25 protein-coding genes are annotated in these 22,555 nt (G+C 59.0%); 20 read left to right on the top strand and 5 right to left on the bottom strand.

The features are described from left to right. The first annotated feature begins 91 nt into the window (after positions 1 to 91). The 20 genes from rpmH (at position 92) to glmS (ending at position 18,399) form a co-directional block, all read left to right on the top strand. Entirely contained in the window at positions 92 to 226 is a 135-nt protein-coding gene (gene rpmH, locus SKTS_RS18750) for a 50S ribosomal protein L34 (RefSeq protein WP_173068754.1), read from the top strand. A gap of 17 nt (positions 227 to 243) precedes the next feature. Next, positions 244 to 621, top strand: coding sequence for a ribonuclease P protein component (gene rnpA, locus SKTS_RS18745; RefSeq protein ID WP_173068750.1), 378 nt, complete (start codon positions 244 to 246; stop codon positions 619 to 621). After that, positions 618 to 827, top strand: a complete 210-nt coding sequence (yidD, locus tag SKTS_RS18740; protein WP_173068747.1) for a membrane protein insertion efficiency factor YidD — start codon at positions 618 to 620, stop codon at positions 825 to 827. Before rnpA ends, yidD begins: the two co-directional genes overlap by 4 nt. Positions 828 to 834: 7 nt before the next feature. After that, on the top strand, positions 835 to 2,487 hold the full coding sequence (gene yidC, locus SKTS_RS18735; protein WP_173068745.1) for a membrane protein insertase YidC: 1,653 nt from the start codon (positions 835 to 837) through the stop codon (positions 2,485 to 2,487). Then, positions 2,474 to 3,802: a tRNA uridine-5-carboxymethylaminomethyl(34) synthesis GTPase MnmE gene (mnmE, locus tag SKTS_RS18730; protein ID WP_173068742.1), complete on the top strand. Its 1,329-nt coding sequence runs from the start codon at positions 2,474 to 2,476 to the stop codon at positions 3,800 to 3,802. The genes yidC and mnmE overlap by 14 nt, the downstream gene beginning before the upstream one ends. 122 nt (positions 3,803 to 3,924) lie before the next feature. Then, entirely contained in the window at positions 3,925 to 5,820 is a 1,896-nt protein-coding gene (gene mnmG, locus SKTS_RS18725; protein ID WP_173068739.1) for a tRNA uridine-5-carboxymethylaminomethyl(34) synthesis enzyme MnmG, read from the top strand. Then, positions 5,817 to 6,437 carry a 16S rRNA (guanine(527)-N(7))-methyltransferase RsmG gene (gene rsmG, locus SKTS_RS18720; RefSeq protein ID WP_173068737.1) on the top strand — a complete coding sequence of 207 codons (621 nt, stop codon included), beginning with the start codon at positions 5,817 to 5,819 and terminating at the stop codon, positions 6,435 to 6,437. The genes mnmG and rsmG overlap by 4 nt, the downstream gene beginning before the upstream one ends. Positions 6,438 to 6,439: 2 nt before the next feature. Then, positions 6,440 to 7,222, top strand: coding sequence for a ParA family protein (locus SKTS_RS18715; protein ID WP_173068734.1), 783 nt, complete (start codon positions 6,440 to 6,442; stop codon positions 7,220 to 7,222). A gap of 20 nt (positions 7,223 to 7,242) precedes the next feature. Beyond that, the gene (locus SKTS_RS18710) at positions 7,243 to 8,079 is read left to right on the top strand and encodes a ParB/RepB/Spo0J family partition protein (protein ID WP_173068731.1); all 837 of its coding nucleotides are present in this window, start codon (positions 7,243 to 7,245) and stop codon (positions 8,077 to 8,079) included. 116 nt (positions 8,080 to 8,195) lie between these two features. Then, complete coding sequence (locus SKTS_RS18705) at positions 8,196 to 8,561, top strand: ATP synthase subunit I (protein ID WP_280513676.1); 366 nt, start codon at positions 8,196 to 8,198, stop codon at positions 8,559 to 8,561. After that, positions 8,562 to 9,449: a F0F1 ATP synthase subunit A gene (atpB, locus tag SKTS_RS18700; protein WP_173068726.1), complete on the top strand. Its 888-nt coding sequence runs from the start codon at positions 8,562 to 8,564 to the stop codon at positions 9,447 to 9,449. 46 nt (positions 9,450 to 9,495) lie between these two features. Beyond that, positions 9,496 to 9,729 (top strand): F0F1 ATP synthase subunit C, encoded by a 234-nt coding sequence (atpE, locus tag SKTS_RS18695; RefSeq protein WP_009207213.1) that lies wholly within the window; start codon positions 9,496 to 9,498, stop codon positions 9,727 to 9,729. Positions 9,730 to 9,766: 37 nt separating this feature from the next. Continuing rightward, complete coding sequence (locus SKTS_RS18690) at positions 9,767 to 10,237, top strand: F0F1 ATP synthase subunit B (RefSeq protein WP_173068723.1); 471 nt, start codon at positions 9,767 to 9,769, stop codon at positions 10,235 to 10,237. Between the two features lie 13 nt (positions 10,238 to 10,250). Beyond that, on the top strand, positions 10,251 to 10,784 hold the full coding sequence (locus SKTS_RS18685) for a F0F1 ATP synthase subunit delta (protein WP_173068720.1): 534 nt from the start codon (positions 10,251 to 10,253) through the stop codon (positions 10,782 to 10,784). A gap of 12 nt (positions 10,785 to 10,796) precedes the next feature. After that, positions 10,797 to 12,338, top strand: coding sequence for a F0F1 ATP synthase subunit alpha (atpA, locus tag SKTS_RS18680; RefSeq protein WP_173068717.1), 1,542 nt, complete (start codon positions 10,797 to 10,799; stop codon positions 12,336 to 12,338). 32 nt (positions 12,339 to 12,370) lie between these two features. Continuing rightward, the gene (gene atpG, locus SKTS_RS18675; protein ID WP_173068714.1) at positions 12,371 to 13,234 is read left to right on the top strand and encodes a F0F1 ATP synthase subunit gamma; all 864 of its coding nucleotides are present in this window, start codon (positions 12,371 to 12,373) and stop codon (positions 13,232 to 13,234) included. 59 nt (positions 13,235 to 13,293) lie between these two features. Further along, positions 13,294 to 14,673 (top strand): F0F1 ATP synthase subunit beta, encoded by a 1,380-nt coding sequence (gene atpD, locus SKTS_RS18670; RefSeq protein ID WP_173068711.1) that lies wholly within the window; start codon positions 13,294 to 13,296, stop codon positions 14,671 to 14,673. Positions 14,674 to 14,685: 12 nt separating this feature from the next. After that, a complete protein-coding gene (locus SKTS_RS18665) occupies positions 14,686 to 15,114 on the top strand; it encodes a F0F1 ATP synthase subunit epsilon (RefSeq protein ID WP_173068708.1) in 429 nt (142 codons plus the stop codon). Positions 15,115 to 15,191: 77 nt separating this feature from the next. Beyond that, positions 15,192 to 16,565, top strand: a complete 1,374-nt coding sequence (gene glmU, locus SKTS_RS18660) for a bifunctional UDP-N-acetylglucosamine diphosphorylase/glucosamine-1-phosphate N-acetyltransferase GlmU (protein ID WP_173068705.1) — start codon at positions 15,192 to 15,194, stop codon at positions 16,563 to 16,565. A gap of 4 nt (positions 16,566 to 16,569) precedes the next feature. Continuing rightward, a complete protein-coding gene (gene glmS / locus SKTS_RS18655) occupies positions 16,570 to 18,399 on the top strand; it encodes a glutamine--fructose-6-phosphate transaminase (isomerizing) (RefSeq protein ID WP_173068702.1) in 1,830 nt (609 codons plus the stop codon). Positions 18,400 to 18,424: 25 nt separating this feature from the next. Here glmS and SKTS_RS18650 read toward each other — a convergent pair whose 3' ends face one another. From SKTS_RS18650 to rsxC, 5 genes are read right to left on the bottom strand one after another with little or no spacing between them, the layout of a single operon-like run. Then, positions 18,425 to 18,715, bottom strand: a complete 291-nt coding sequence (locus SKTS_RS18650) for an RnfH family protein (protein ID WP_173068699.1) — start codon at positions 18,713 to 18,715, stop codon at positions 18,425 to 18,427. A gap of 10 nt (positions 18,716 to 18,725) precedes the next feature. Next, complete coding sequence (locus SKTS_RS18645) at positions 18,726 to 19,400, bottom strand: electron transport complex subunit E (RefSeq protein ID WP_173068696.1); 675 nt, start codon at positions 19,398 to 19,400, stop codon at positions 18,726 to 18,728. Next, on the bottom strand, positions 19,400 to 20,005 hold the full coding sequence (gene rsxG / locus SKTS_RS18640; protein ID WP_244617396.1) for an electron transport complex subunit RsxG: 606 nt from the start codon (positions 20,003 to 20,005) through the stop codon (positions 19,400 to 19,402). The genes SKTS_RS18645 and rsxG overlap by 1 nt, the downstream gene beginning before the upstream one ends. Then, a complete protein-coding gene (locus SKTS_RS18635) occupies positions 20,002 to 21,078 on the bottom strand; it encodes an RnfABCDGE type electron transport complex subunit D (RefSeq protein ID WP_173068693.1) in 1,077 nt (358 codons plus the stop codon). The genes rsxG and SKTS_RS18635 overlap by 4 nt, the downstream gene beginning before the upstream one ends. After that, complete coding sequence (gene rsxC / locus SKTS_RS18630) at positions 21,075 to 22,550, bottom strand: electron transport complex subunit RsxC (RefSeq protein ID WP_173068691.1); 1,476 nt, start codon at positions 22,548 to 22,550, stop codon at positions 21,075 to 21,077. The genes SKTS_RS18635 and rsxC overlap by 4 nt, the downstream gene beginning before the upstream one ends. Between the last annotated feature and the right edge of the window lie 5 nt (positions 22,551 to 22,555).

Below are 22,555 nucleotides of genomic sequence, written 5' to 3'. Positions count from 1 at the left end.
CAGACTGGGTGATTAATTATGGTTGACAGATGTTTAGCAAAAGTAGTCTAATTGTCGGTTCACAGTCTCTGTTAAAGCAAGAGGAAGAATCATGAAACGTACTTTTCAGCCATCCGTTGTCAAACGCAAACGCACCCATGGCTTTCGTGCCAGAATGAAAACGGCAGCTGGTCGAGCCATTATCAATGCTCGCCGCGCAAGTGGTAGGGCACGTCTGGCTGTCTGATCAAGGTCTTAACTGCAGTGAACGGCTTTGGATTTTCCAAGCCAAAGCATTTAGTAAAAACGGATGATATTTCATCCGTTTTTAGTTTCAATTGTCGCTTCTCCAGCGAGCACTTCCAACTTATCGCCAAACCCGGAAATCAGGATTTTGCACGTCTGGCAGTAATTGTCAGTAAAAAAACGGCGCGTCTGGCGACGTCGCGCAATTACATAAAGCGCATAGCGCGGGAAGTCTTCCGTTTACAGCAATACGAGTTGAGTGGTCTGGATATTGTCGTGAGAGTACGAAAAAGTTTCACACAGGCCGATTATGCTGGGATTGAACAGGAGCTGCGGTTGCAATTTTCGCGTCTGAGGCAGAAATTTCCCGTCCCTCTATCTGGGGGCGAGCCATGACTAGAATTTTGCTGATGGCGATCAAGGCGTATCAATATTTAATCAGCCCTATGCTTGGACCTTCTTGCCGTTTTACGCCGACCTGCTCAGAATATGCGTCCCAAGCAGTCAAAAAATACGGCGCCACCAAGGGCCTGTGGCTGAGTATCAAACGCGTTGGCCGCTGCCACCCTTGGCATGATGGCGGCTATGATCCCTTACCTTAGGTAAACCATGGATACCCAAAGACTTATATTGTTTGTCGTGTTTTCTTTTTCGATCATGATGTTGTGGGATTCATGGCAAAAGGAGCAGCACCCCATTCCAGCACAAACCGTGCAAACCGCAACGTCCCAGGTGGCTTCTACGACCCCGGTCCCAACTACAGCCCTGAGTGCGACACCACCCGCTACCGCTCCTGATTTACTGCCGCAGATGGATCAGGGAGAAAAGCTGCGAGTAAGTACCGATACCCTGAACGTGGTAATCGATACAGCAGGCGGCGACATACGCCACCTGGAATTGTTGAAGCATCACGATGCGGTGGACAAGAACAAGAACTTCATCCTTTTTGCTGATCAAAAACCCCATATTTACGTGGCTCAATCAGGCCTTCTAGGCAACGGTCTGCCAAGTCACAAAACCCGGTATACCGCTCAAGCGAGCGATTACAGACTGGCAGACGGGGCTCAGGATATCCGCGTCACGCTGACTGCTCCCGAGGTTGCAGGCGTCAAAGTGGATAAGATTTTCACCTTCCACCGGGATAGTTACGTAATCGATGTGGAATATAAAATTCATAACGGCGGTACTGCAGCCATAGCACCTAACGCTTATTACCAGTTGGTGCGGGACGAATCAACACCGGACGGGGACCCACGGTTCGTCAAAACCTACACCGGACCAGCTGTTTATACCGACAAGGGAAAATTCCAGAAAGTGAGTTTCTCCGATATCGAAAAAGACAAGGCCAGTTTCGAAAAGCAAAGCAAGGATGGCTGGGTCGCAATGCTGCAGCACTACTTCTTTAGTGCCTGGCTGCCGAAGGATGGTGTGGCGCGCGAATTCTATACCAAGAAGTTAGCTGACAAACTTTTTGCCGCGGGGGTAATTCTGCCAGTTGGTACCATTGCTCCAGGTGCAGAAGGGGTTCTTTCCGTCCCCCTATACGCAGGTCCACAGGAACAGGAAAAACTCAGCAAGCTTGCTCCCGGTCTGGATCTGACGGTGGACTATGGTTGGCTCACCGTCATAGCAGCTCCTCTGTTCTGGGTCCTGTCCATGATTCATAAAGGAGTCGACAACTGGGGGGTTGCCATCATCCTGCTAACGGTGCTGATCAAATTGGCGTTTTATCCCCTTTCAGCAAAAAGCTACCGCTCCATGGCGCACATGCGCGTGCTGGGACCAAAACTGCAAAAACTCAAGGAACAGTATGGGGATGATCGTCAGCGCCTGCATCAGGCCATGATGGATCTGTACAAGACCGAGAAGGTCAACCCATTAGGCGGCTGTCTGCCCGTTCTGGTACAGATCCCCGTCTTCATTTCACTGTACTGGGTTCTGTTGGCCAGCGTGGAAATGCGTCATGCGCCTTTCGCGCTTTGGATTCAGGATCTTTCGGCCGCAGATCCATATTACGTCTTGCCCATCATCATGGGCATTACCATGCTTATTCAGACCAAGCTTAACCCGACGCCGCCGGACCCTATTCAGGCCAAGGTCATGATGGTGATGCCGTTTGCTTTCAGTATTTTCTTTTTCTTCTTCCCTGCCGGTCTGGTGCTTTACTGGGTTGTGAACAACACGCTCTCCATCGCCCAGCAGTGGCAGATCACGCGCAATGCTGAGCAGGAACAGGCTGCCAAGGGGCATGGCAAACGCTGATACGATCGCCGCTGTCGCTACCGCCCCCGGGCGGGGCGGCATTGGTGTGGTGCGGGTGTCTGGGGCTGGCCTGAATGCATTCGTCCAAGCTCTTTTAGGTAAAACTTTGAGGGCGCGGTTTGCGACCTTAAGCGATTTCCAAGACGGTGACGGTTCGATCATAGATCAGGGCATCGCGCTGTTTTTCCCCGCGCCGCATTCCTTTACCGGTGAAGACGTGCTTGAATTGCAGGGCCATGGTGGAAACGCCGTGATGCAGCGCCTGCTCAAGCGGTGTCTGAATCTCGGCGCACGCCTGGCCGAGCCCGGTGAGTTCACAAAGCGCGCCTTTCTTAACGACAAGCTCGATCTGGCGCAGGCCGAGAGCGTCGCAGACCTGATAGACGCAAGTAGTGAAGAGGCGGCTAAAAGCGCCTTGCGCTCGCTGCAGGGTGAATTTTCCCGCGCCATACATGAAATCGTGGCGCGCCTGATCGACCTCCGGATGTTGGTGGAAGCCTGCATCGACTTTCCCGACGAAGACATCGATTTTCTTGAGGCAGCAGATGCTCTGGGCAAACTTGCGCATATCAAACAGCTGCAACAGAGGCTGTTTGTCAGCGCTAAGCAGGGCAGCCTGCTGCGCGAGGGGGTTCACGTGGTGCTGGTCGGGCAGCCAAATGTCGGCAAGTCCAGCCTGCTCAATCAGTTGGCCGGCGATGAAATCGCCATCGTCACTCCTATCGCGGGCACCACACGTGACACCGTACGTGAAGAAATCGACATCCAGGGCGTGCCCTTTCACATCATCGACACCGCGGGCTTGCGCGATACTTCCTGTGAGGTCGAGCAGATCGGCATCTCTCGAACATGGAATGCCGTGGAAAAAGCCTCGTTGGTGTTGCTGCTGCTCGATGCGAGAGAAGGCGAGAGCGAGGCGGACCGGGTGATCCTGGCCAGATTGCCGACAGGTCTCCCGGTGGTTAAGGTTTTCAATAAAATTGATCTGTTATCCGCGCCGACCGCAGAGAGCGGCCAAGATGTTTTCGTTTCCGCGAAAACCGGTGCAGGTATGGACGGACTGCGCCTGCGCCTGCTTGCCCTGGCAGGCTGGGAACAAACGGGTGAAGGGGCTTTCATGGCGCGCGAGCGTCATTTGCGCGCCATGAAAAGCGCTCGCGAGCATATCGAAAATGCCGAGACAAACTGGCGCCAACTGGAATTCTTCGCGGAAGAATTAAAGCTGGCGCAAAATTCATTAAGTGCTATTACCGGCGAATTCTGTGCGGACGATTTGCTGGGCGAGATCTTTAGTCGTTTTTGTATCGGTAAGTAGCTGATAAATAATGTATTCTCTGTGGTTTCACGTGAAACCACAAGGGGCTTTGAGCGCGAGAGGCTGACGCACAGCCTGTTTTTGTCGTATCATTCCCCTCCCAAAACCAAGAATTACTCCCCATGCAGTTTCCCACAAAATTTGACGTGATCGTGGTCGGTGGTGGCCACGCCGGCACCGAGGCCGCGCTTGCCGCGGCGCGCATGGGGCGAAAAACGTTGCTCTTGAGCCACAATATAGAAACGCTTGGGCAGATGTCGTGCAATCCAGCGATCGGCGGGATTGGCAAGGGCCATTTGGTCAAGGAAATAGATGCCTTGGGCGGCGCCATGGCGGCGGCCACAGACGAGGGTGGTATCCAGTTTCGTACGCTGAATTCCAGCAAAGGGCCGGCAGTGCGCGCTACACGCGCACAGGCCGACCGAATGCTGTACAAGCAGGCGATTCGCCGGCGGCTGGAAAATCAGCCGAATTTATGGCTGTTCCAGCAAGCGGTTGACGATTTCACGTTGCTCGGCGACAAAATAACCGGCGTGGTTACTCAGCTTGGTCTGCGCTTCGAGGCCCCCGCCGTGGTGCTGACGGCGGGCACCTTCCTTGCCGGGCTGGTGCATGTGGGGCTGACCAGCTATCAGGCTGGGCGTGCCGGAGACCCGCCGGCAGTCAGTCTGGCGCATCGGCTGCGGGAGTTGAAGCTGCCGGTGGGGCGCCTCAAGACGGGGACGCCGCCGCGCATAGATGGACGCAGCTTGGACTACTCTGTCATGACCGAGCAGCCCGGAGATGATCCGGCGCCGGTCTTTTCTTATCTTGGCTCGGTGCAGCAGCATCCGCGCCAAGTATCTTGCTGGATTACCAGCACCAACGCGCGCACCCACGACATCATTCGTGGTGGGCTGGATCGTTCTCCTCTTTATTCCGGCGTGATCGAGGGCGTCGGACCGCGCTATTGTCCCTCCATCGAAGACAAGATAATGCGGTTTGCCGACAAGGACTCGCACCAGATTTTTGTCGAGCCGGAGGGCCTGTCTACCCACGAGATATACCCCAACGGCATTTCTACCAGCCTGCCTTTCGATGTGCAATACGATCTGGTGCGGTCGATGCGCGGTTTCGAGAACGCCCACATCACCCGTCCCGGTTACGCCATCGAATACGATTACTTCGACCCGCGCGGACTGAAGCGCTCCCTGGAGACCAAGGCGATCCAGGGGCTGTTTTTTGCCGGACAGATCAACGGGACAACGGGATACGAAGAGGCTGCCGCGCAGGGGTTGCTGGCAGGGATCAATGCGGCTTTGTCTGCGGCCGGGAAAGAGGCGTGGAGCCCGAGCCGGGACCAGGCCTACCTGGGCGTGATGGTTGATGACCTGATTACGCGCGGCGTTTCCGAACCGTACCGCATGTTTACCAGCCGTGCTGAGTACCGCCTGCTGTTGAGAGAAGACAACGCGGATCTGCGCTTGACGGAAATCGGGCGCCAACTTGGCGTGGTGGACGATAATCGCTGGAGTTCCTTCGAGCGTAAACGCGAAGCGGTAACGCAGGAAAAAGAACGCCTGAAAAGTACTTGGGTTAACCCGAAGATAATCGATGCTGCAGCCGCGGAGCGGGTGCTCGGTCAGGCCATCGAGCGCGAGTATTCGCTGTTCGATCTGTTGCGCCGTCCCCAGGTTGATTATCGTTCCTTGATGTCATTGCCGGGGGCGGGCGTGGGTGTGGACGATCCGCAGGTGGCAGAACAGGTCGAGATTCAGGCTAAATATCAAGGCTATATCGAGCGCCAGCAGGATGAAATCGAGCGCCACCATCATTATGAGGCGCTGCGCCTGCTGCCGGACATGGATTACAACAAGGTGCATGGTCTGTCGATCGAGGTGAAGCAGAAGTTGGCGCAGTTCCGGCCCGAGACGCTGGGTCAGGCGGCCCGTGTTTCCGGCGTTACCCCGGCGGCGATTTCGCTGCTGCTGGTTTACCTGAAGCGCATGCAGGGCCGTGCGGAACGGAAAAGTGCATGAGCCTGGATGAGCGGCTTGCAACAGGTCTGGAGCAAATGGGACTTGCCTTGAGCGTCGAGCAACGGGAGCGCCTGCTGGCGTACATTGCCTTACTGCAGAAATGGAACAAGGTTTATAACCTGACTGCGGTAAGAGAGACGGAAAACATGCTTTACCAGCATCTTCTGGACAGTCTGGCGGTCTTGCCCTACGTGGGAGCGGGGCGCTTGCTCGACGTGGGGAGCGGCGCAGGATTGCCGGGCATTCCATTGGCGATCGCCCAACCGGAATTGCAGATAACCTTGCTCGACAGTAACCACAAAAAAACCACTTTTTTGCGCCAGGCATGTATCGAGCTGGAATTGAGCAAGGTTGCGGTGGAGTGTGTGCGGGTCGATACTTACGCGCCGCAGCAGCTTTTTGATGCGGTGATCTCGCGCGCCTTTTCCGACTTGTCCGAATTCGTCCGCCTGAGCGCGCGCCTGTGCCGCTCGGGCGGCACACTGCTGGCGATGAAGGGTGTTTATCCACACGACGAGCTGGCGCAATTGCCGGGCGAATACCATCAAGTCGAAGTCGTCTCCCTCAATGTGCCGGGGCTCGAGGCACAGCGGCATTTGGTAATTATCAGGGTGTAAGCATGGCCAGAATCATCGCGGTAACCAACCAGAAGGGCGGGGTGGGTAAAACTACCACTACCGTCAATCTTGCAGCCAGCCTGGCAGCCACCAAACGTAAGGTATTGATGGTGGACCTCGACCCGCAGGGTAATGCAACCATGGGAAGCGGTGTCGAGAAAGACCGTTTGACAAGAACTGTCTACCACGTCTTGCTGGAGCAGAACTCCCTGGCGGAAGTCCGGGTGTCCACCAGCGCCAAATACGACCTGATCCCTGCCAACCGTGACCTGGCGGGGGCCGAGGTCGAGTTGGTGCAGGAAATGGCGCGCGAATGGCGTCTCAAGAAAGCACTGGAAAGCATAGCGTCAGAATACGATTACATTCTGCTCGATTGCCCCCCCGCGCTCAACCTGCTGACGGTGAATGGATTATGCGCCGCACATGCAGTGATGATCCCGATGCAGTGCGAATACTATGCCTTGGAGGGTCTGAGCGACCTGGTGAAAACTATCAAGCGTGTGCGCGCGCACCTCAATCCGCAACTGGAAATCGAGGGTCTGTTACGTACCATGTTCGATCCGCGCAACGCATTGGCGCAACAAGTCTCAGCCCAGTTGCAGCAATATTTCGGGGACAAGGTTTACCGCACCGTCATTCCGCGCAACGTCCGGCTGGCGGAGGCGCCCAGCTACGGTGTGCCGGTGCTTTACCATGATAAGGCTTCAAAAGGAGCCCAGGCTTACCTGGCCTTGGCCGGTGAAATGATCGGCAAGAGTGAAGCCGTTGCGGCGGCTGGCGTGTGAATAATAAGGAATCGATAAGAATGGTCAAACTCACAGGATTGGGCCGCGGACTGGATGCGCTGTTGGCTGGTGGCGATGCCGGAATAGAAGGGGAAAGCCTGCGGCAACTCGCAGTGACGAAACTGCAGCCCGGAAAATATCAGCCGCGCACGCACATGGATCAGGAGTCATTGCAGCAGTTGGCAGATTCCATCAAGGCGCAGGGTGTAATGCAGCCGGTGCTGGTGCGTCCGGTGGCGGAAGACCGTTATGAAATCATCGCCGGCGAACGGCGCTGGCGCGCGGCTCAACTTGCTGGCCTGAGCGAAATCCCCGCCCTCGTGCGCAAGATTGCGGACGAGGCCGCGCTGGCTATGGCCTTGATCGAGAACATTCAGCGCGAAAATCTCAATCCGCTCGAAGAGGCGCTGGGGATTCAGAGGCTTGTTGATGAGTTTGCCCTCACCCATCAATCCGCAGCGGAAGCGGTTGGGCGTTCGCGTAGCGCAGTCACCAACCTGTTGCGCTTGCTAAATCTTGCGCCACGGGTACAGGAAATGATGATGGAAAATCTGCTCGACATGGGGCATGGCCGAGCACTGCTCGGCCTGACGCAGGTCAAGCAGATCGATGCTGCGCACGAAATCATCAACAAGGGGTTGTCGGTCCGCGAAGCGGAGAAGCTGGCGCAACGCATGCTCAAGCCGACAGAAGTGCATAAGGCGCAGCCGGATCGAGATGTCCTGCGCCTGCAGGAAGAGCTGGCGGAGAAGCTTGGAACGCGCGTGACGCTGTCGCACCGCAAGGGCGGCAAAGGCCGCCTGAGCATCGACTATGACAGTCTGGAGCAGCTCGACAACATCCTGGGCCGATTGTGATCGGCTTGGCGATCGGTTGCCATCCGCATAACCTAAGTCATTCAATCGTAAGCAAGGTTTGACGACTTGGCGAGAGTATATTATTATTTCATGATATTTTGCCCTGCCGACTACGTATGCGTCCGTTACGCATAGCAGTTGAACAGGCGGCCGTCGCTGCGTTGAGCGCGGCATTGGCTTTCTGGTTCATCGATGAACATGCAGCCAAGGCCGCATGGTTCGGCGGACTTGTGGCGGTGGCGAATACCCTGATGCTGGCCTGGCGCATGCGCGTCGGCGCGCAGCCAAGCGGAAAGAGCCCGGGCCAGGAATTGGCCGGGCTAGTGCGTTCCAGTCTGGAACGTTTTTTTATGGTCGCGCTGCTTATTGCGGCGGGATTGGGATGGTTGAAACTGATGCCGGCGCCCTTGCTGCTCGGTTTTGTGCTGGGGCAGATTGTCCTGGTAGTTTCAACAATAATACGTGGAATAGAGAAACAATAAATGTCTGGCGAAACGCTCACCTCCGCAGAATATATCAAGCACCACCTGCAGAATCTGACATATGGCAAACTGCCAGACGGTTCCTGGGGTGTTGCCCATAGCGCACAGGAAGCCAAGGAAATGGGTTTCTGGGCTCTCAACCTTGATACCACGCTCATCGCCTTTTTGCTGGGCGCCGTATTCCTGTTCTACTTCGCGCGTGCCGCGCAGAAAGCTTCCGCCGGAGTGCCGAGCGGCTTGCAGAATTTTGTCGAATGGGTTGTCGAATTCATCGATACCAGCGTAAGGGGGTCGTTTACCGCCAGAAATGACATGGTTGCCCCGCTGGCGCTGACCATTTTCGCCTGGATTCTGCTGATGAACCTGATGGACCTGATACCCATCGACTACCTGCCCCAGGTTGCCGCAATGGTGGGTGCCAATGTGTTCGGCATGGACCCGCATCATGTGTTTTTCAAAGTGGTTCCGACCACCGATCCCAACGCCACTTTCGGCATGTCTATCGCCGTGTTCGTCCTTGTTGTCTATTACAGCATCAAGATCAAGGGGTTGGGTGGTTTCGTGGGCGAATTGACGCTGCAACCCTTCGGCAAATTTGGCCTGCCAGCGAACATTTTCCTCGAGGGTGTCAACCTCATCGCAAAGCCAGTTTCCCTCGCACTGCGTCTGTTCGGCAACATGTACGCCGGCGAAATGATCTTTATTCTGATCGCCATCATGGGCGCATCGGCCAGCGTGACCCTCGGCAGCTCAGTGCTGTTCGGTTCGCAAATCGTGCTTTCTCTGGGGTGGGCCATATTCCACATCCTGATCGTCACCCTGCAGGCATTCATCTTCATGACGCTCACCATCGTCTACATGGATATGGCGCACCAGGAACATCATTAAGATTTCAATTAGCAATTTCACTTTAAATTAACCAGGAGATATATAAATGGAACATGCACTGCTTTTCATCGCTGGCGCGATCATGATGGGTCTGGGCGCGCTGGGCGCTGCTGTCGGTATCGGCATTCTGGGTGGTCGCTTCCTTGAAGGCGCCGCCCGTCAGCCTGAACTGATCCCTATGCTGCGCACCCAGTTCTTCGTGGTGATGGGCCTGGTCGACGCGGTGCCGATGATTGCTGTTGGTATCGCCATGTACGTTCTGTTCGCAGTGGCCGGCTAAGCTTGGCTGCAATTTTTAACTCTAGAAAGGTTTATGCATGAATATCAATGCAACCCTTCTCGGGCAAACGATCATGTTCATCATGTTCGTCTGGTTCTGCATGCGGTTTGTGTGGCCGCCCATCATGCAGGCACTGACCGAGCGTAAAAAGCTCATCGCCGATGGTCTCGCCGCAGGCGAGCGTGGCAAGCATGAGCTGGAGCTGGCCTCGCGCCGTGCAACCGAGTCCATGCATGACGCCAAGCAAAAGGCTGCTGAAGTGATTGCCCAGGCAGAGAAACGCGCTGCCCAGGTGATCGATGAAGCCAAGGGCATCGCCAAGGAAGAGGGCGACCGGCTTATCGCTGGCGCCAAGGCTGAGATCGAGCAGGAAATCAACCGCGCGCGTGAAGTGCTGCGTCAACAGGTGGCCGAACTGGCTGTCGCGGGTGCCGAGAAAATTTTGCGCCGCGAAGTGGATGCCAAGGCTCACGCCGAGTTGCTGACTTCGCTCAAGAACGAAATCTAGGCGGCGATAACTTATGGAAACCGTTACGATAGCAAGGCCCTACGCCGAAGCTTTGTATCGCCTGGCAAGCCAGAAGGCGGCACTGTCTGACTGGTCGCGTATGCTGGCTACCGCATCTGCGGTGGCGAGCGATGCCACGATGAGCGATGCCATTGCCAATCCCAAGTTCACTCGAGCCAATGTCGAGCAAGTATTTCTTGCGGTGATGGACAAGGAGCTGAACGAGGAAGGCAAGAACCTGATCCGCCTGTTGCTCGAAAATGGCCGTCTCGCCCTGCTGCCGGTAATCGCTGAGCAGTTTGAAAAGCTTAAGGCCGAACAAAGCGGCATGCTGGAGGCCGATATCGTCAGCGCTTTCCCGCTGTCCGCCGAGCAAGAGAAAGAAATGATCGGTCTGCTCGAAAGACGCTTTGCCCGCAAGGTGACGACGCGCGTCAGTGTGGACCCCGAACTTATTGGCGGCGTGAAAATCAATGCCGGCGACGTGGTGATTGACGCCTCTGTGCGCGGCCAGTTGGATAACATGGCATTTGCGCTGAAACGCTAGGAGAAATAAAGAATGAACTTAAACCCCTCAGAAATCAGCGACCTGATCAAAAACAAGATTGAAAGCTTCGCCACCGCGGCTGAAGCGCGCAATCAGGGTACGGTAGTGTCGGTAACCGACGGTATCGTGCGTATTCATGGCTTGAGCGACGTGATGCAGGGTGAAATGCTGGAGTTTCCAGGCAACACCTTCGGCCTCGCGCTCAACCTCGAGCGCGACTCCGTCGGCGCCGTGGTGCTGGGTGAATACGAACACATTACCGAAGGCGATACCGTCAAGTGCACTGGCAAGATTCTGGAAGTGCCGGTGGGTGAGGGCTTGATCGGCCGTGTGGTTAACTCGCTCGGCATGCCGATCGATGGAAAAGGCCCGATCAACGCAACGCAGACGTCCCCGATCGAGAAAGTGGCTCCGGGCGTGATCTCCCGTCAGTCCGTGTCGCAGCCCCTGCAAACCGGTCTGAAGTCCGTCGACGCTATGGTGCCGATCGGCCGAGGCCAGCGTGAACTGATCATCGGCGACCGCCAGACCGGCAAGACGGCGGTGGCGGTCGACGCCATCATCAACCAAAAGGGCACCGGCGTTATTTGCGTTTACGTCGCTGTGGGCCAGAAGGCGTCCTCCGTCGCCAACGTGGTGCGCAAGCTTGAAGAGCATGGCGCCATGGGCCACACCATCGTCGTCGCTGCAATGGCCTCCGACCCGGCCGCCATGCAATACATTGCACCGTACGCTGGTTGCACCATGGGTGAATTCTTCCGCGATCGCGGTGAAGACGCGCTGATCGTTTATGACGACCTGACCAAGCAGGCTTGGGCATATCGCCAAATCTCCCTGTTGCTGCGCCGTCCGCCTGGCCGTGAAGCCTATCCTGGTGACGTGTTCTACCTCCACTCGCGCCTGCTGGAACGTGCGGCGCGCGTGAATGCCGACCATATCGAAAAAATCACCAACGGCGCAGTCAAGGGCAAGACCGGTTCGCTTACCGCCCTGCCAGTGATTGAAACCCAGGCTGGCGACGTGTCCGCCTTCGTGCCGACCAACGTGATTTCCATTACCGACGGCCAGATCTTCCTGGAAAGCGACCTGTTCAACGCCGGTATCCGTCCCGCGATTAACGCCGGTCTGTCCGTATCCCGCGTCGGCGGTGCTGCTCAGACCAAGGCGATCAAGAAGCTGGGGGGCGGTATTCGTCTGGCCCTGGCTCAGTATCGCGAATTGGCGGCGTTTGCCCAGTTTGCTTCCGACCTGGACGAAGCGACCCGCAAGCAACTTGAGCGCGGCAAGCTGGTGACCGAACTGATGAAGCAGAACCAGTATTCCCCGATGTCCATCTCGGAAATGGCTGTCACGCTGTTTGCGGTCAACAAGGGCTACATGGATGCCGTTGATGTGAAAAAGGCGCTGTCTTTTGAAGCTGCCCTGCAAGCATTCATGAAGAGCAAACATGGCGAACTGATGAACACCATCGAAAATGAACGCGATGTGAGTGCCGAAAGCGAGAAAACACTGACGGGCGCAATTGACGAGTTCAAGGCCAGCTCGGTTTACTAAATCGACACGGAACATAGAGTTAGGACTGAATAATGGCGAGCGGAAAAGAGATTCGGACGAAGATCAAGAGCGTCCAGAATACCCAGAAGATCACCCGCGCCATGGAAATGGTGGCTGCATCCAAAATGCGCAAGGCGCAGGATCGGATGCGGGCCGCTCGTCCCTATGGCGAAAAGATTCGTAATGTTGCCGCGCACTTGAGCCACGCTCACCCCGAATACAAACATGCTTTCCTGATTCAACGTGAAGGCGCGAAGCGGGTCGGCGTCATCATGGTGACATCGGACAAGGGTTTGTGCGGCGGTCTCAACACCAACGTGACACGCATGGTGCTGAACCAGATGAAAACCTGGGAAAGTGCCGGGGTAGGTGTGGATGCCTGTGCGCTTGGCGGCAAGGGGTTCGGCTTCCTGCAGCGCATGGGCGGGAGCGTGCTGTCGCACGTTACCGGGCTGGGCGACACCCCCCATCTGGAGAAGCTGATCGGACCGGTGAAGGTGATGCTGGATGCCTACATGGACGGCCAGATCGACGAACTGTATCTTGGTTATACGCGCTTCATCAATACCATGAAGCAGGAGCCCGTGCTGGAGAAGATCCTGCCGCTCTCCGGCGAAGAACTGGGTTCGGCGAAAGGTCACTGGGACTACATCTACGAGCCCGACGCAAAATCGGTCATCGATGAACTGATGACGCGTTACATTGAAGCGCTGGTATACCAGGCCGTGTCTGAAAACATGGCGTCGGAACAGAGTGCCCGCATGGTGGCGATGAAAGCAGCGTCTGACAACGCGGGCAACGTCATCGACGAGCTCAAGCTGATCTACAACAAGACCCGTCAGGCAGCGATCACCAAAGAGTTGTCTGAAATTGTCGCCGGTGCGGCCGCTGTTTAAGCGCAGCGCACCCAAGCAATAAACGGATCTTAAAGAATCAACAGTATCGAGGATAGAAAATGAGCCAAGGTAAAGTGGTGCAAATCATTGGGCCGGTTGTGGACGTCGAGTTCCCCCGCGATTCCATGCCCAAAGTATATGACGCCTTAAAAATGGAAGAAGTCGGCCTCACGCTGGAAGTTCAGCAGCAGTTGGGTGACGGTGTAGTGCGCTCCATCGCAATGGGTACAACGGACGGCTTGCGCCGCGGCATGGCCGTGACCGCAACCGGCGCTGCCATTTCCGTGCCGGTCGGGACCAAGACGCTGGGCCGGATTATGGACGTGTTGGGCAACCCAATTGACGAAATGGGCCCAATCGGCAACGAAACAAGCTGGGGAATTCACCGCAAGGCTCCGGCCTTCGACGAACTGGCTGCTTCCAACGAATTGCTCGAAACCGGCATCAAGGTGATCGACTTGATCTGCCCGTTTGCCAAAGGCGGTAAAGTGGGTCTGTTCGGTGGCGCCGGTGTGGGCAAGACCGTTAACATGATGGAGCTGATCCGCAACATCGCGGTCGAACACAGTGGTTACTCGGTGTTTGCCGGCGTGGGCGAGCGTACTCGTGAAGGCAACGACTTCTACCACGAAATGAAGGAAGGCGGCGTGCTGGACAAGGTTTCGCTGGTTTACGGCCAGATGAACGAACCCCCGGGCAACCGTCTGCGCGTGGCGTTGACCGGCTTGACCATGGCGGAATTCTTCCGTGACGAAGGCCGTGACGTGCTGCTGTTCATCGACAACATCTACCGCTACACCTTGGCCGGAACCGAAGTGTCCGCGCTGCTGGGCCGTATGCCTTCGGCCGTGGGCTACCAGCCTACCCTGGCAGAGGAAATGGGCCGCCTGCAGGAACGCATCACTTCCACCAAGAAGGGTTCCATTACCTCCATCCAGGCCGTCTACGTACCTGCGGACGACTTGACCGACCCGTCGCCGGCAACCACCTTTGCCCACTTGGATGCGACCGTGGTGCTGTCCCGTCAGGTTGCGGAACTGGGTATTTACCCCGCAGTGGATCCACTCGATTCAACCTCGCGTCAGCTCGACCCGCTGGTGGTTGGTGAAGAGCACTACTCCGTGGCACGTGCGGTACAGTCCACGCTGCAGCGCTACAAGGAATTGCGCGACATCATCGCGATTCTGGGTATGGACGAACTGTCCCCTGAAGACAAGCTGGCCGTAGCCCGTGCACGTAAGATTCAGCGCTTCCTGTCGCAGCCGTTCTTCGTGGCCGAAGTGTTTACCGGCAGCCCGGGCAAGTTCGTGTCGCTCAAGGACACGCTCGCCGGCTTCAAGGGCATTGTCAACGGCGAATACGATCACCTGCCGGAACAAGCGTTCTACATGGTGGGCGGCATCGAAGAAGCTGTCGAAAAAGCCAAAACCATCCAGTAAAGGACGTCAGCTATGGCAATGACAATTCATGTGGATGTGGTAAGCGCCGAGCAGTCCATTTTTTCTGGACTGGCGGAGTTTATCTCGGCGCCGGCAGCCGCCGGCGAAGTGGGTATTCATCCGCGTCATGCGCCATTCATCTCGCGCATGAAGCCGGGTACGGTCAGGGTGAAGATTCCCGACCAGGCGGAAGAAGAACTATTTTTCGTCTCGGGCGGCATTCTCGAAGTCCAGCCGCAAGTGGTCACGATCCTGGCCGACACCGCGTTGCGCGGCAAGGACCTCGACGAAGCCAAGGCGCTGGATGCCAAGCAACGGGCAGAAGAGGCCATGCGGGATCGTTCCGCTGCGATGGATTATGCCAAGGCGGAAGCCGAACTGGCGGAGGCTGTCGCGCAGATTCGCGCCATCCAGCACATACGCAAACGGTCCGGCCACTGAGTTTCAGTCGCACCAGTGAAAAGGCAGCTTCGGCTGCCTTTTCTATTTATAATCCAGTTTTCATGTCCGAGTTTGCTATGCCGCTACCCATAGACATCGTCATTCTCGCCGCCGGCAAGGGCACGCGCATGCATTCAGACCGTCCCAAGGTTCTGCATGAGCTAGCGGGAAAATCCTTGCTGCAACATGCGCTGGATACCGCCAGAGCACTGGACCCCGCCAAAATTTGCGTTGTTTACGGTCATGGCGGCGACGCCATACCGCGCGCCGTGGCGCAGCCCGATGTGCAAATGGTGTTGCAGGTGCCGCAGTTGGGCACCGGGCATGCGTTGCAGCAGGCCACACCCTACCTGGACGCCGGTCATGTGACCTTGGTACTTTACGGCGACGTACCATTGATTCGTGGCGAAACGCTGCTAGCCCTGCTGCAGGCCGCATTGCCGGGAAAAATGGCGCTGCTGACCATGGTCATGGACGAGCCCAAGGGCTACGGCCGCATTGTGCGGAACAACGGCAATGTCGTAAGCATCGTGGAAGAGAAAGACGCTTCCCCGGAAGAGCGCGCGATCCACGAAGTCAATACCGGGATCATGGTGTTGCCGAACCTGCATCTCACGGCTTGGCTCGCCGCCCTGAAAAATGAAAATGCCCAGGGCGAATATTACCTTACCGATGTTATCGCGCTTGCCGCGGGGCAAGGTGTGGAAATTGCCACGGTGCAGCCGGCGCACCACTGGGAAGTGCTCGGCATCAACAGCAAGAGCCAACTCGCGCACCTCGAACGCTTGTATCAACACGAGCGGGCGCAGAGTCTGATGGATGGCGGTGTAACGCTGGCGGACCCCAGGCGCATTGATGTGCGCGGCGAACTCAATTGCGGCCGCGACGTGCAGATTGATGTCAATTGTGTATTCGAAGGCCGCGTGGTGTTGGGAGATGGCGTGAGAGTGGGCGCCAACTGCGTGTTGCGCGAGGTGACAATTGCAGCCGGCACCTTCATCGAGCCTTTCAGCCTGTTGGACCAGGCCGAAATCGGTGCTGGCTGCCGCATCGGCCCTTACGCCCGGATCCGTCCCGGTACACGCCTGGCGGACGAAGTGCATATCGGCAATTTCGTCGAGCTGAAAAACAGCCAGGTCGGATATAACAGCAAGATCAATCACCTCAGCTACGTCGGCGATACCACGGTGGGTGCGAAAGTGAACATTGGGGCGGGCACCATCACCTGCAATTACGACGGCGCCAACAAGTATCGCACCGTGATCGAGGATGGCGCATTCATTGGTTCGGACACCCAGCTGGTGGCGCCGGTGACGGTGGGCAAGGGAGCAACCATCGGCGCCGGCTCCACCATCACCAAGGACACGCCGAGCGGAGAACTGACCCTGTCGCGCGCCAAACAGATAACCATTGCCGGGTGGCAGCGCCCGGTGAAGAAGATCAAGGAGTAAGTCTATGTGCGGGATTGTCGGAGCCGTGGCGCAGCGCAACGTCGTGCCCATCCTGTTGGAGGGGCTGCGCCGCCTCGAATATCGCGGTTACGACTCGGCTGGCCTGGTCGTCATCAATCGAGGCCTGCAGCGCGTGCGCAGTATCGGGCGCGTGGTCGAGCTGTCCGCCGAGGTGGGGCGTCAACAGACCCATGGCAACCTCGGGATCGCACACACCCGCTGGGCGACCCACGGCGCGCCGACTTACGATAATGCCCACCCGCACGTCAGTACCGACGAGATCGCCGTGGTCCACAACGGCATCATCGAAAACCACGAAATCCTGCGCGAGCGACTCAAGTCGCTGGGCTACACCTTCGCCTCCGAAACCGATACCGAAGTCATCGTGCACCTCATTCACTATCATTATCGCGCCGATCGCGACCTGGTCGCGGCGGTGCGTGCCGCTACGGCGGAGCTGCACGGGGCCTACGCCATCGGCGTGGTGTGCGTGGATGCGCCGCATCAGCTCGTCGCCGCGCGGCGCGGCAGCCCGCTGCTGATCGGTATCGGCATCGAGGAACACTTCATCGCCTCGGACGTGTCGGCCCTGCTGCCGGTGACGCAAAAAGTGATTTACCTGGAAGAAGGCGATATTGCCGACATCGGCTTGCTCGGAGTGAAGATATTCGATGCCGCCGGGCAACCCGTCGAGCGCCCCGTACAAGTTTCGGAGCTTTCCGCCGACATGGCGGAGTTGGGCAATTACCGCCATTTCATGCAGAAGGAAATCCACGAGCAGCCGCGGGCCATCGCCGACACGCTGCTGGCCGCAGTGACCACCAGCAGCGTCTCGCCGGGCATTTTCGGACCGGGGGCCGAGGACATCCTGCGCGCGGTCAACGGCGTGCGCATCCTCGCCTGCGGCACCAGCTACCATGCCGCCAAGGTGGCGGAATACTGGATGGAGTCGCTTACCGGCCTGCCCTGCCGCGCGGAAATCGCCAGCGAATACCGCTACCGCGATAGCGTGGCCGATCCCGATACCCTGATCGTGACCATTTCCCAGTCCGGCGAAACCCGCGACACCATCGATGCCATGATTCAGGCGAAAAATCTCGGGCACAAGTACAGCCTGGCAATTTGCAACGTGCCGGAAAGCGCGCTGGTACGTACCGCGGACCTCAAGTTCCTGACCCGCGCCGGGCCGGAAATCGGCGTCGCCTCCACCAAGGCGTTTACCACGCAGCTGGTCGCGCTGTTCCTGCTAACTCTGGTATTGGGACGTTTGCGCGGCAAGATCAGCGATCAGCAGGAAAAAGTCTGGCTGGAACAGCTCCGCGAACTACCGGGACTGGTGCAGCAGGCGCTGGCGCTGGAGCCGCAAATCGCGGCGTGGGCGGAGCATTTCGCCGACAAGCATCATGCACTGTTCCTGGGGCGTGGCGTGCATTACCCCATCGCCATGGAGGGCGCGCTCAAGCTCAAGGAAATCTCCTATATCCACGCCGAAGCCTATCCGGCCGGAGAGTTGAAGCACGGTCCCCTGGCTCTGGTGGACAAGGACATGCCGGTGGTCGCCGTGGCGCCCAACGACATTCTGCTGGAAAAGCTCAAGTCCAACCTGCAGGAAGTGCGCGCGCGCGGCGGGGAATTATATGTGTTCGCCGATCTGGACAGCCATTTCACCCCGCAGGAAGGCCTGCATCTGCTACGCCTGCCCACTAATGCCGGGCCCTTGAGCCCGATCGTCCATACCGTGCCGCTGCAGATCCTGGCCTATCACGCGGCGCTGTGCAAGGGAACGGATGTCGACAAGCCGCGTAACCTCGCCAAATCCGTGACCGTGGAATAGCCAGCGCTCAAACACTTGCTAAAGTTCAGCTCGCCTCGTCGCTCTCGGCCCCCTCCGCTTTGGCCTTGCGGCGCACGGCTTTTGGGTCGCAAGTGATGGGGCGGTAGATTTCGACGCGGTCACCGTCCGCCAGCACGGCGTCCAGCTTGCAGACCTTGCTGAATATGCCGACTTTCTGCTGCTCCAGATCGATTTCCGGGAACTGCTTGAGCACCCCCGAGCGCTCGATGGCATCCTTCACCGTGGCGCCGTCGGGCAATTGGACCGTGAGCCAGGCCTGGCGGGTGGTTGCGGCGTAGGCGACTCCGACTATCATGGTTCTCTCCTCACGCCGCGCTGTGGGCGCCGCCCATCTGGATGGCCTTGCCGGCGCGGACGTCGAGTATGCGCTTGGCGACCACCAGCAGGCCGGTCACCAGGAACCCGCCGGGCGGCAGGATCATCATCAGCACGCCCATGTCCGAAGACATCAGGTGCATTTCCATGAACTTGAAGGCGGGGCCCAACAGTAGGGAGGCATCCGCGAACAGGGTACCCGAGCCGAAGATCTCGCGCACCGCGCCGATAACGGTGAGCGCGAAGGTGAAACCGATGCCCATGAACAGGCCGTCGAGGAACGAGGGCAGTACCGGCTCCTTGGCGGCGAAGGCCTCGAGCCGGGCGAGCGGCAGGCAGTTGGAGACGATGAGCGGGATGAACAGGCCCAGCACCTTGTAAAGTTCGTGCATCCAGGCATTCATGCACAGGTCCACCAGCGTCACCATGGCGGCGACGATGAGGATGTAGACGGGAATGCGCACTTCCTGCGTGATGCGGTTGCGGAATGTGGCCACCAGCAGGCTCGAGGCGGCCATCACCACGGCTGTCGCCACGCCCATGCCCAGCCCGTTGGTGGCGCTGGTGGTCATGGCCATGGTCGGGCACATGCCGAGCAGCATGCTGAGCACGCCGTTGTTGTCCCACAGTCCGTCGCGGACGATCGTCCGGTATTGGGTCGCCATCAGTTCACCTCCGTCAGTTGCGCCTGGTGGGCAGCGAAGAATTCGAGCCCGTTGCGGATGGCGAGGACCACGCCGCGCGGGGTGATGGTGGCGCCGGCGAACTGGTCGAACTGGCCGCCATCCTTCTTGACCTTCCATTTGTCGATTACCGGATCGAGCAGCGACAGGCCGGTGAAGCGCAATATCCAGTCGCCTTTCTTCTCCTCGATCTTGTCGCCCAGGCCGGGGGTTTCGTGGTGGGCCAGGACGCGCACGCCGAGCACGTTACCCGCGACGTCCACGCCCAGCATCAGCTTGATCTCGCCGCCATAGCCGGTGCCGTATATCTCGTACGCCAAGCCGGACACCTTGCCATCCTTGCGGGCACGGTAGACGGTGATGTCCTTGCCGTGGTCGTCCTTCATGGCGAAGCTGTCCGTTACCGGGTTGTTGTCGTGGAGACTGTTCGGAATCACCTGGCTCAGCGAATTCTGCTTGTCTTCCAGGGCGCGCGCGGCGATGTCCTTGGCGGTGACCATGTCCGTGACGGCAAGCAGCAATCCGAAGCCCAGGCAGAAGCTGCCGAGGATGACTGCATGTTTCAATGTGCCCTGCTTCATGCTCATGGCTTCCCCTCCAGCGGCAGTGGTTCACCCTTGCGGCTGCGTCCGAACGCACGCGGGCGGGTGTACTGGTCGATGATGGGGGTGAGCGAATTCATCAGCAGCACGGCGAAGGCCACGCCTTCGGGGTAGCCGGCGTAGGTGCGGATGGTCCAGGTGAGCAGGCCGACGCCGATGCCGAACACCAGCTGCCCGTGTTTCGACACCGGCGAGGTGACGTAATCGGTGGCGATGAAGAAGGCGCCCAGGAAGGTGGCGCCGGACATCAGGTGGAACATGCCGTCGGTGTAGCGTGCCGGGTCGAGCGCGTGGAACAGCGTGCCCATCAGGAACAGCGCGCCCATCATGCCCAGCGGGATGTGCCAGGAGATGATGCGCCGCGCCATGAGGAACAGCCCGCCGGCGAGGATCAGGATGGCCGAGGTCTCGCCCATGCTGCCGGCGCGGAAGCCCAGCGCCATGTCCATCAGGTCGGGCACGTGCGCCATCGACTGGGTCACCGGTATGCCGCGCGACAGCTCGGTCTTGACGTAGCCCAGCGCAGAGGCGGCGCTTACCGAGTCGGGCAGGTTGCCGCCGAAGGTGATGGCGACCGCGTCGGAGAAACCGGGTGCGCCGGCCGAAAACAGCGGATGCGGCATGACCCAGGCCGTCATGACCACGGGGAACGACACCAGCAGGGCGACGCGCGCCACCATGGCGGGGTTGAACAGGTTCTGGCCGATACCGCCGAAGGTGTGTTTGGCCAGGGCGATTGCAAACACGGCGCCCAGCACGCCGGTCCACCACGGCGCCCAGGGTGGTAGGCTCATGGCCAGCAGCCACCCGGTCAGCACCGCCGAGTAGTCGCTCAGTGCCGCCTTCATCGGCTGGCCCGCCAGCGCCAGGCATCCCGCCTCGACCGCCACGCAGGAGCCGACGGTGACGGCGAACAGCAGGATCCCCGGCCAGCCGAACAAATATGCGTTGAAGGCGGTGGCCGGCACAAGTGCCAGCAGCACCGTCAGCATGGTCTTCTGGACGCTGTTGGCGGTATGGGTAAACGGCCCGCTTCGGGTTATCGATGCAATGCTCATGCGTTGGTCTTTTCCTCTGCTGTGGCTGCGGCCAGGTTGGCCTTGCGCGCGGCGACCGCTGCGCGCTTGGCCTCGGCCGCTATTTCCAGTTTTTCCATGCGCGCGTTGTGCGCCTCGGCCAGTGTCTTGACGCGCTCGTTCTTGCGCCGTTCGCGCTCCAGGGCGTTGATCATGCCCTTGGCGTAGTTGAAGTAGTGCACCAGCGGGATGTGCGACGGGCACACCCAGGAACAGCTGCCGCAGGAAACGCAGTCCATCACCCCGAGCCGGGCGGCGACTTCGAAATTATCCTTGCGGATGAAGGCGGCCATTTCCACCGGCACCAGCCCGCAGGGGCAGATGGTGACGCAGGTGCCGCAGCGGATGCAGGCGCTCACCGGCTGCTCGTTGACCTCGCCGGCGGTCAGCGCCAGGATGCCAGACATGCCCTTGACCACCGGCACCTCCAGGCCGGGCAGCGGCTGGCCCATCATCGGCCCGCCATTGACCAGGCTGGCCGGTGCGCCGCTGAAGCCGCCGCAGAACGCCACCAGGTCGGCCACCCGCGCGCCGATGGGCGCCTCGATGTTGTTGGGCTCGCGCACTGCGCCGCCGCTGACCGTCACCACCCGGCCCAGCAGCGGACGGCCGAAGCGCACGGCTTGGTGCACCGCCCGGGCGGTGGCGACGTTGTGCACCACCACGCCGATATCGGCGGTGAGCTTCTTCGCCGGGGTTTCGCGCCCGGTGATGGCCTGCACCAGGTGGCGCTCGGAACCCATCGGGTATTGCACCGGCACCCCCACCACCTCGACTTCGGAGAAAGTGGAGGCCGCGCTGCTCATGGCGGCGAGCGCCTGCGGCTTGTTCTGTTCGATGGCGATCACGATCTTCTTTACGCCCAGCGTGTGGGCCATGATGCGGGCGCCGTCGATCACCTCGTCGGCGTGCTCGCGCATCACGCGGTCGTCGCAGGTGAGGTAGGGCTCGCACTCGGCGCCGTTGAGCAGGAGGATTTCAAGCTTGTAGCGCGTGCCGAGATCCAGCTTGACCGCCGAGGGGAAGGCCGCGCCGCCCATGCCGACGATGCCCGACTGGGCAACCCGTTCGCGGATCGTCTGCGGGTCGGCGTTGAGGGGGTCGGCGATGGGTTCGGGCAGGTCGGTCCATACTTCCCTGCCGTCCGGTTCCAGGATGATGGTGGGCTGCGGCAGGCCGGATGGGTGCGGCGCGGGGATGTCCGCCACCGCCGTGATGCGGCCCGAGGTCGGGGCATGCTGGGGCGCAGAGATGCCGCCCTGGCTGCGCGCGATCAGCTGGCCTTTCCTGACCAGGTCGCCGGCTTGCACCAGCGCCTCGGCCGGTGCGCCGATGTGCTGCTGCAAGGGGATGTAGAGCAGCTCCGGCAGCGGCAGGGCGACGATTGCCTTCTCGCTGGTCTGCTCTTTGCGGTAGTCGGGATGGATGCCACCGCGGATGGGGAAAAGCTTCATCTTCA

The organism is Sulfurimicrobium lacus, from assembly GCF_011764585.1.
GTDB lineage: Bacteria > Pseudomonadota > Gammaproteobacteria > Burkholderiales > Sulfuricellaceae > Sulfurimicrobium > Sulfurimicrobium lacus.
Note: the sequence above shows the minus strand (reverse complement) of the source record. Positions and strands in the feature narration are given on the sequence as shown.

Excerpts from the sequence above, each read along its gene's own strand:
- SKTS_RS18650 (WP_173068699.1), bottom strand. The coding sequence starts at position 18,715 with ATGATAGTCGGAGTCGCCTACGCCGCAACCACCCGCCAGGCCTGGCTC.
- atpG (WP_173068714.1), top strand. The coding sequence starts at position 12,371 with ATGGCGAGCGGAAAAGAGATTCGGACGAAGATCAAGAGCGTCCAGAAT.
- SKTS_RS18635 (WP_173068693.1), bottom strand. The coding sequence starts at position 21,078 with ATGAGCATTGCATCGATAACCCGAAGCGGGCCGTTTACCCATACCGCC.
- SKTS_RS18665 (WP_173068708.1), top strand. The coding sequence starts at position 14,686 with ATGGCAATGACAATTCATGTGGATGTGGTAAGCGCCGAGCAGTCCATT.
- glmU (WP_173068705.1), top strand. The coding sequence starts at position 15,192 with ATGCCGCTACCCATAGACATCGTCATTCTCGCCGCCGGCAAGGGCACG.
- rsxC (WP_173068691.1), bottom strand. The coding sequence starts at position 22,550 with ATGAAGCTTTTCCCCATCCGCGGTGGCATCCATCCCGACTACCGCAAA.
- rsmG (WP_173068737.1), top strand. The coding sequence starts at position 5,817 with ATGAGCCTGGATGAGCGGCTTGCAACAGGTCTGGAGCAAATGGGACTT.
- yidC (WP_173068745.1), top strand. The coding sequence starts at position 835 with ATGGATACCCAAAGACTTATATTGTTTGTCGTGTTTTCTTTTTCGATC.
- atpD (WP_173068711.1), top strand. The coding sequence starts at position 13,294 with ATGAGCCAAGGTAAAGTGGTGCAAATCATTGGGCCGGTTGTGGACGTC.
- atpA (WP_173068717.1), top strand. The coding sequence starts at position 10,797 with ATGAACTTAAACCCCTCAGAAATCAGCGACCTGATCAAAAACAAGATT.
- yidD (WP_173068747.1), top strand. The coding sequence starts at position 618 with ATGACTAGAATTTTGCTGATGGCGATCAAGGCGTATCAATATTTAATC.
- mnmG (WP_173068739.1), top strand. The coding sequence starts at position 3,925 with ATGCAGTTTCCCACAAAATTTGACGTGATCGTGGTCGGTGGTGGCCAC.
- SKTS_RS18685 (WP_173068720.1), top strand. The coding sequence starts at position 10,251 with ATGGAAACCGTTACGATAGCAAGGCCCTACGCCGAAGCTTTGTATCGC.
- SKTS_RS18705 (WP_280513676.1), top strand. The coding sequence starts at position 8,196 with ATGCGTCCGTTACGCATAGCAGTTGAACAGGCGGCCGTCGCTGCGTTG.
- SKTS_RS18690 (WP_173068723.1), top strand. The coding sequence starts at position 9,767 with ATGAATATCAATGCAACCCTTCTCGGGCAAACGATCATGTTCATCATG.
- SKTS_RS18645 (WP_173068696.1), bottom strand. The coding sequence starts at position 19,400 with ATGGCGACCCAATACCGGACGATCGTCCGCGACGGACTGTGGGACAAC.
- rsxG (WP_244617396.1), bottom strand. The coding sequence starts at position 20,005 with ATGAGCATGAAGCAGGGCACATTGAAACATGCAGTCATCCTCGGCAGC.
- glmS (WP_173068702.1), top strand. The coding sequence starts at position 16,570 with ATGTGCGGGATTGTCGGAGCCGTGGCGCAGCGCAACGTCGTGCCCATC.
- SKTS_RS18710 (WP_173068731.1), top strand. The coding sequence starts at position 7,243 with ATGGTCAAACTCACAGGATTGGGCCGCGGACTGGATGCGCTGTTGGCT.
- atpB (WP_173068726.1), top strand. The coding sequence starts at position 8,562 with ATGTCTGGCGAAACGCTCACCTCCGCAGAATATATCAAGCACCACCTG.
- rpmH (WP_173068754.1), top strand. The coding sequence starts at position 92 with ATGAAACGTACTTTTCAGCCATCCGTTGTCAAACGCAAACGCACCCAT.
- SKTS_RS18715 (WP_173068734.1), top strand. The coding sequence starts at position 6,440 with ATGGCCAGAATCATCGCGGTAACCAACCAGAAGGGCGGGGTGGGTAAA.
- mnmE (WP_173068742.1), top strand. The coding sequence starts at position 2,474 with ATGGCAAACGCTGATACGATCGCCGCTGTCGCTACCGCCCCCGGGCGG.
- atpE (WP_009207213.1), top strand. The coding sequence starts at position 9,496 with ATGGAACATGCACTGCTTTTCATCGCTGGCGCGATCATGATGGGTCTG.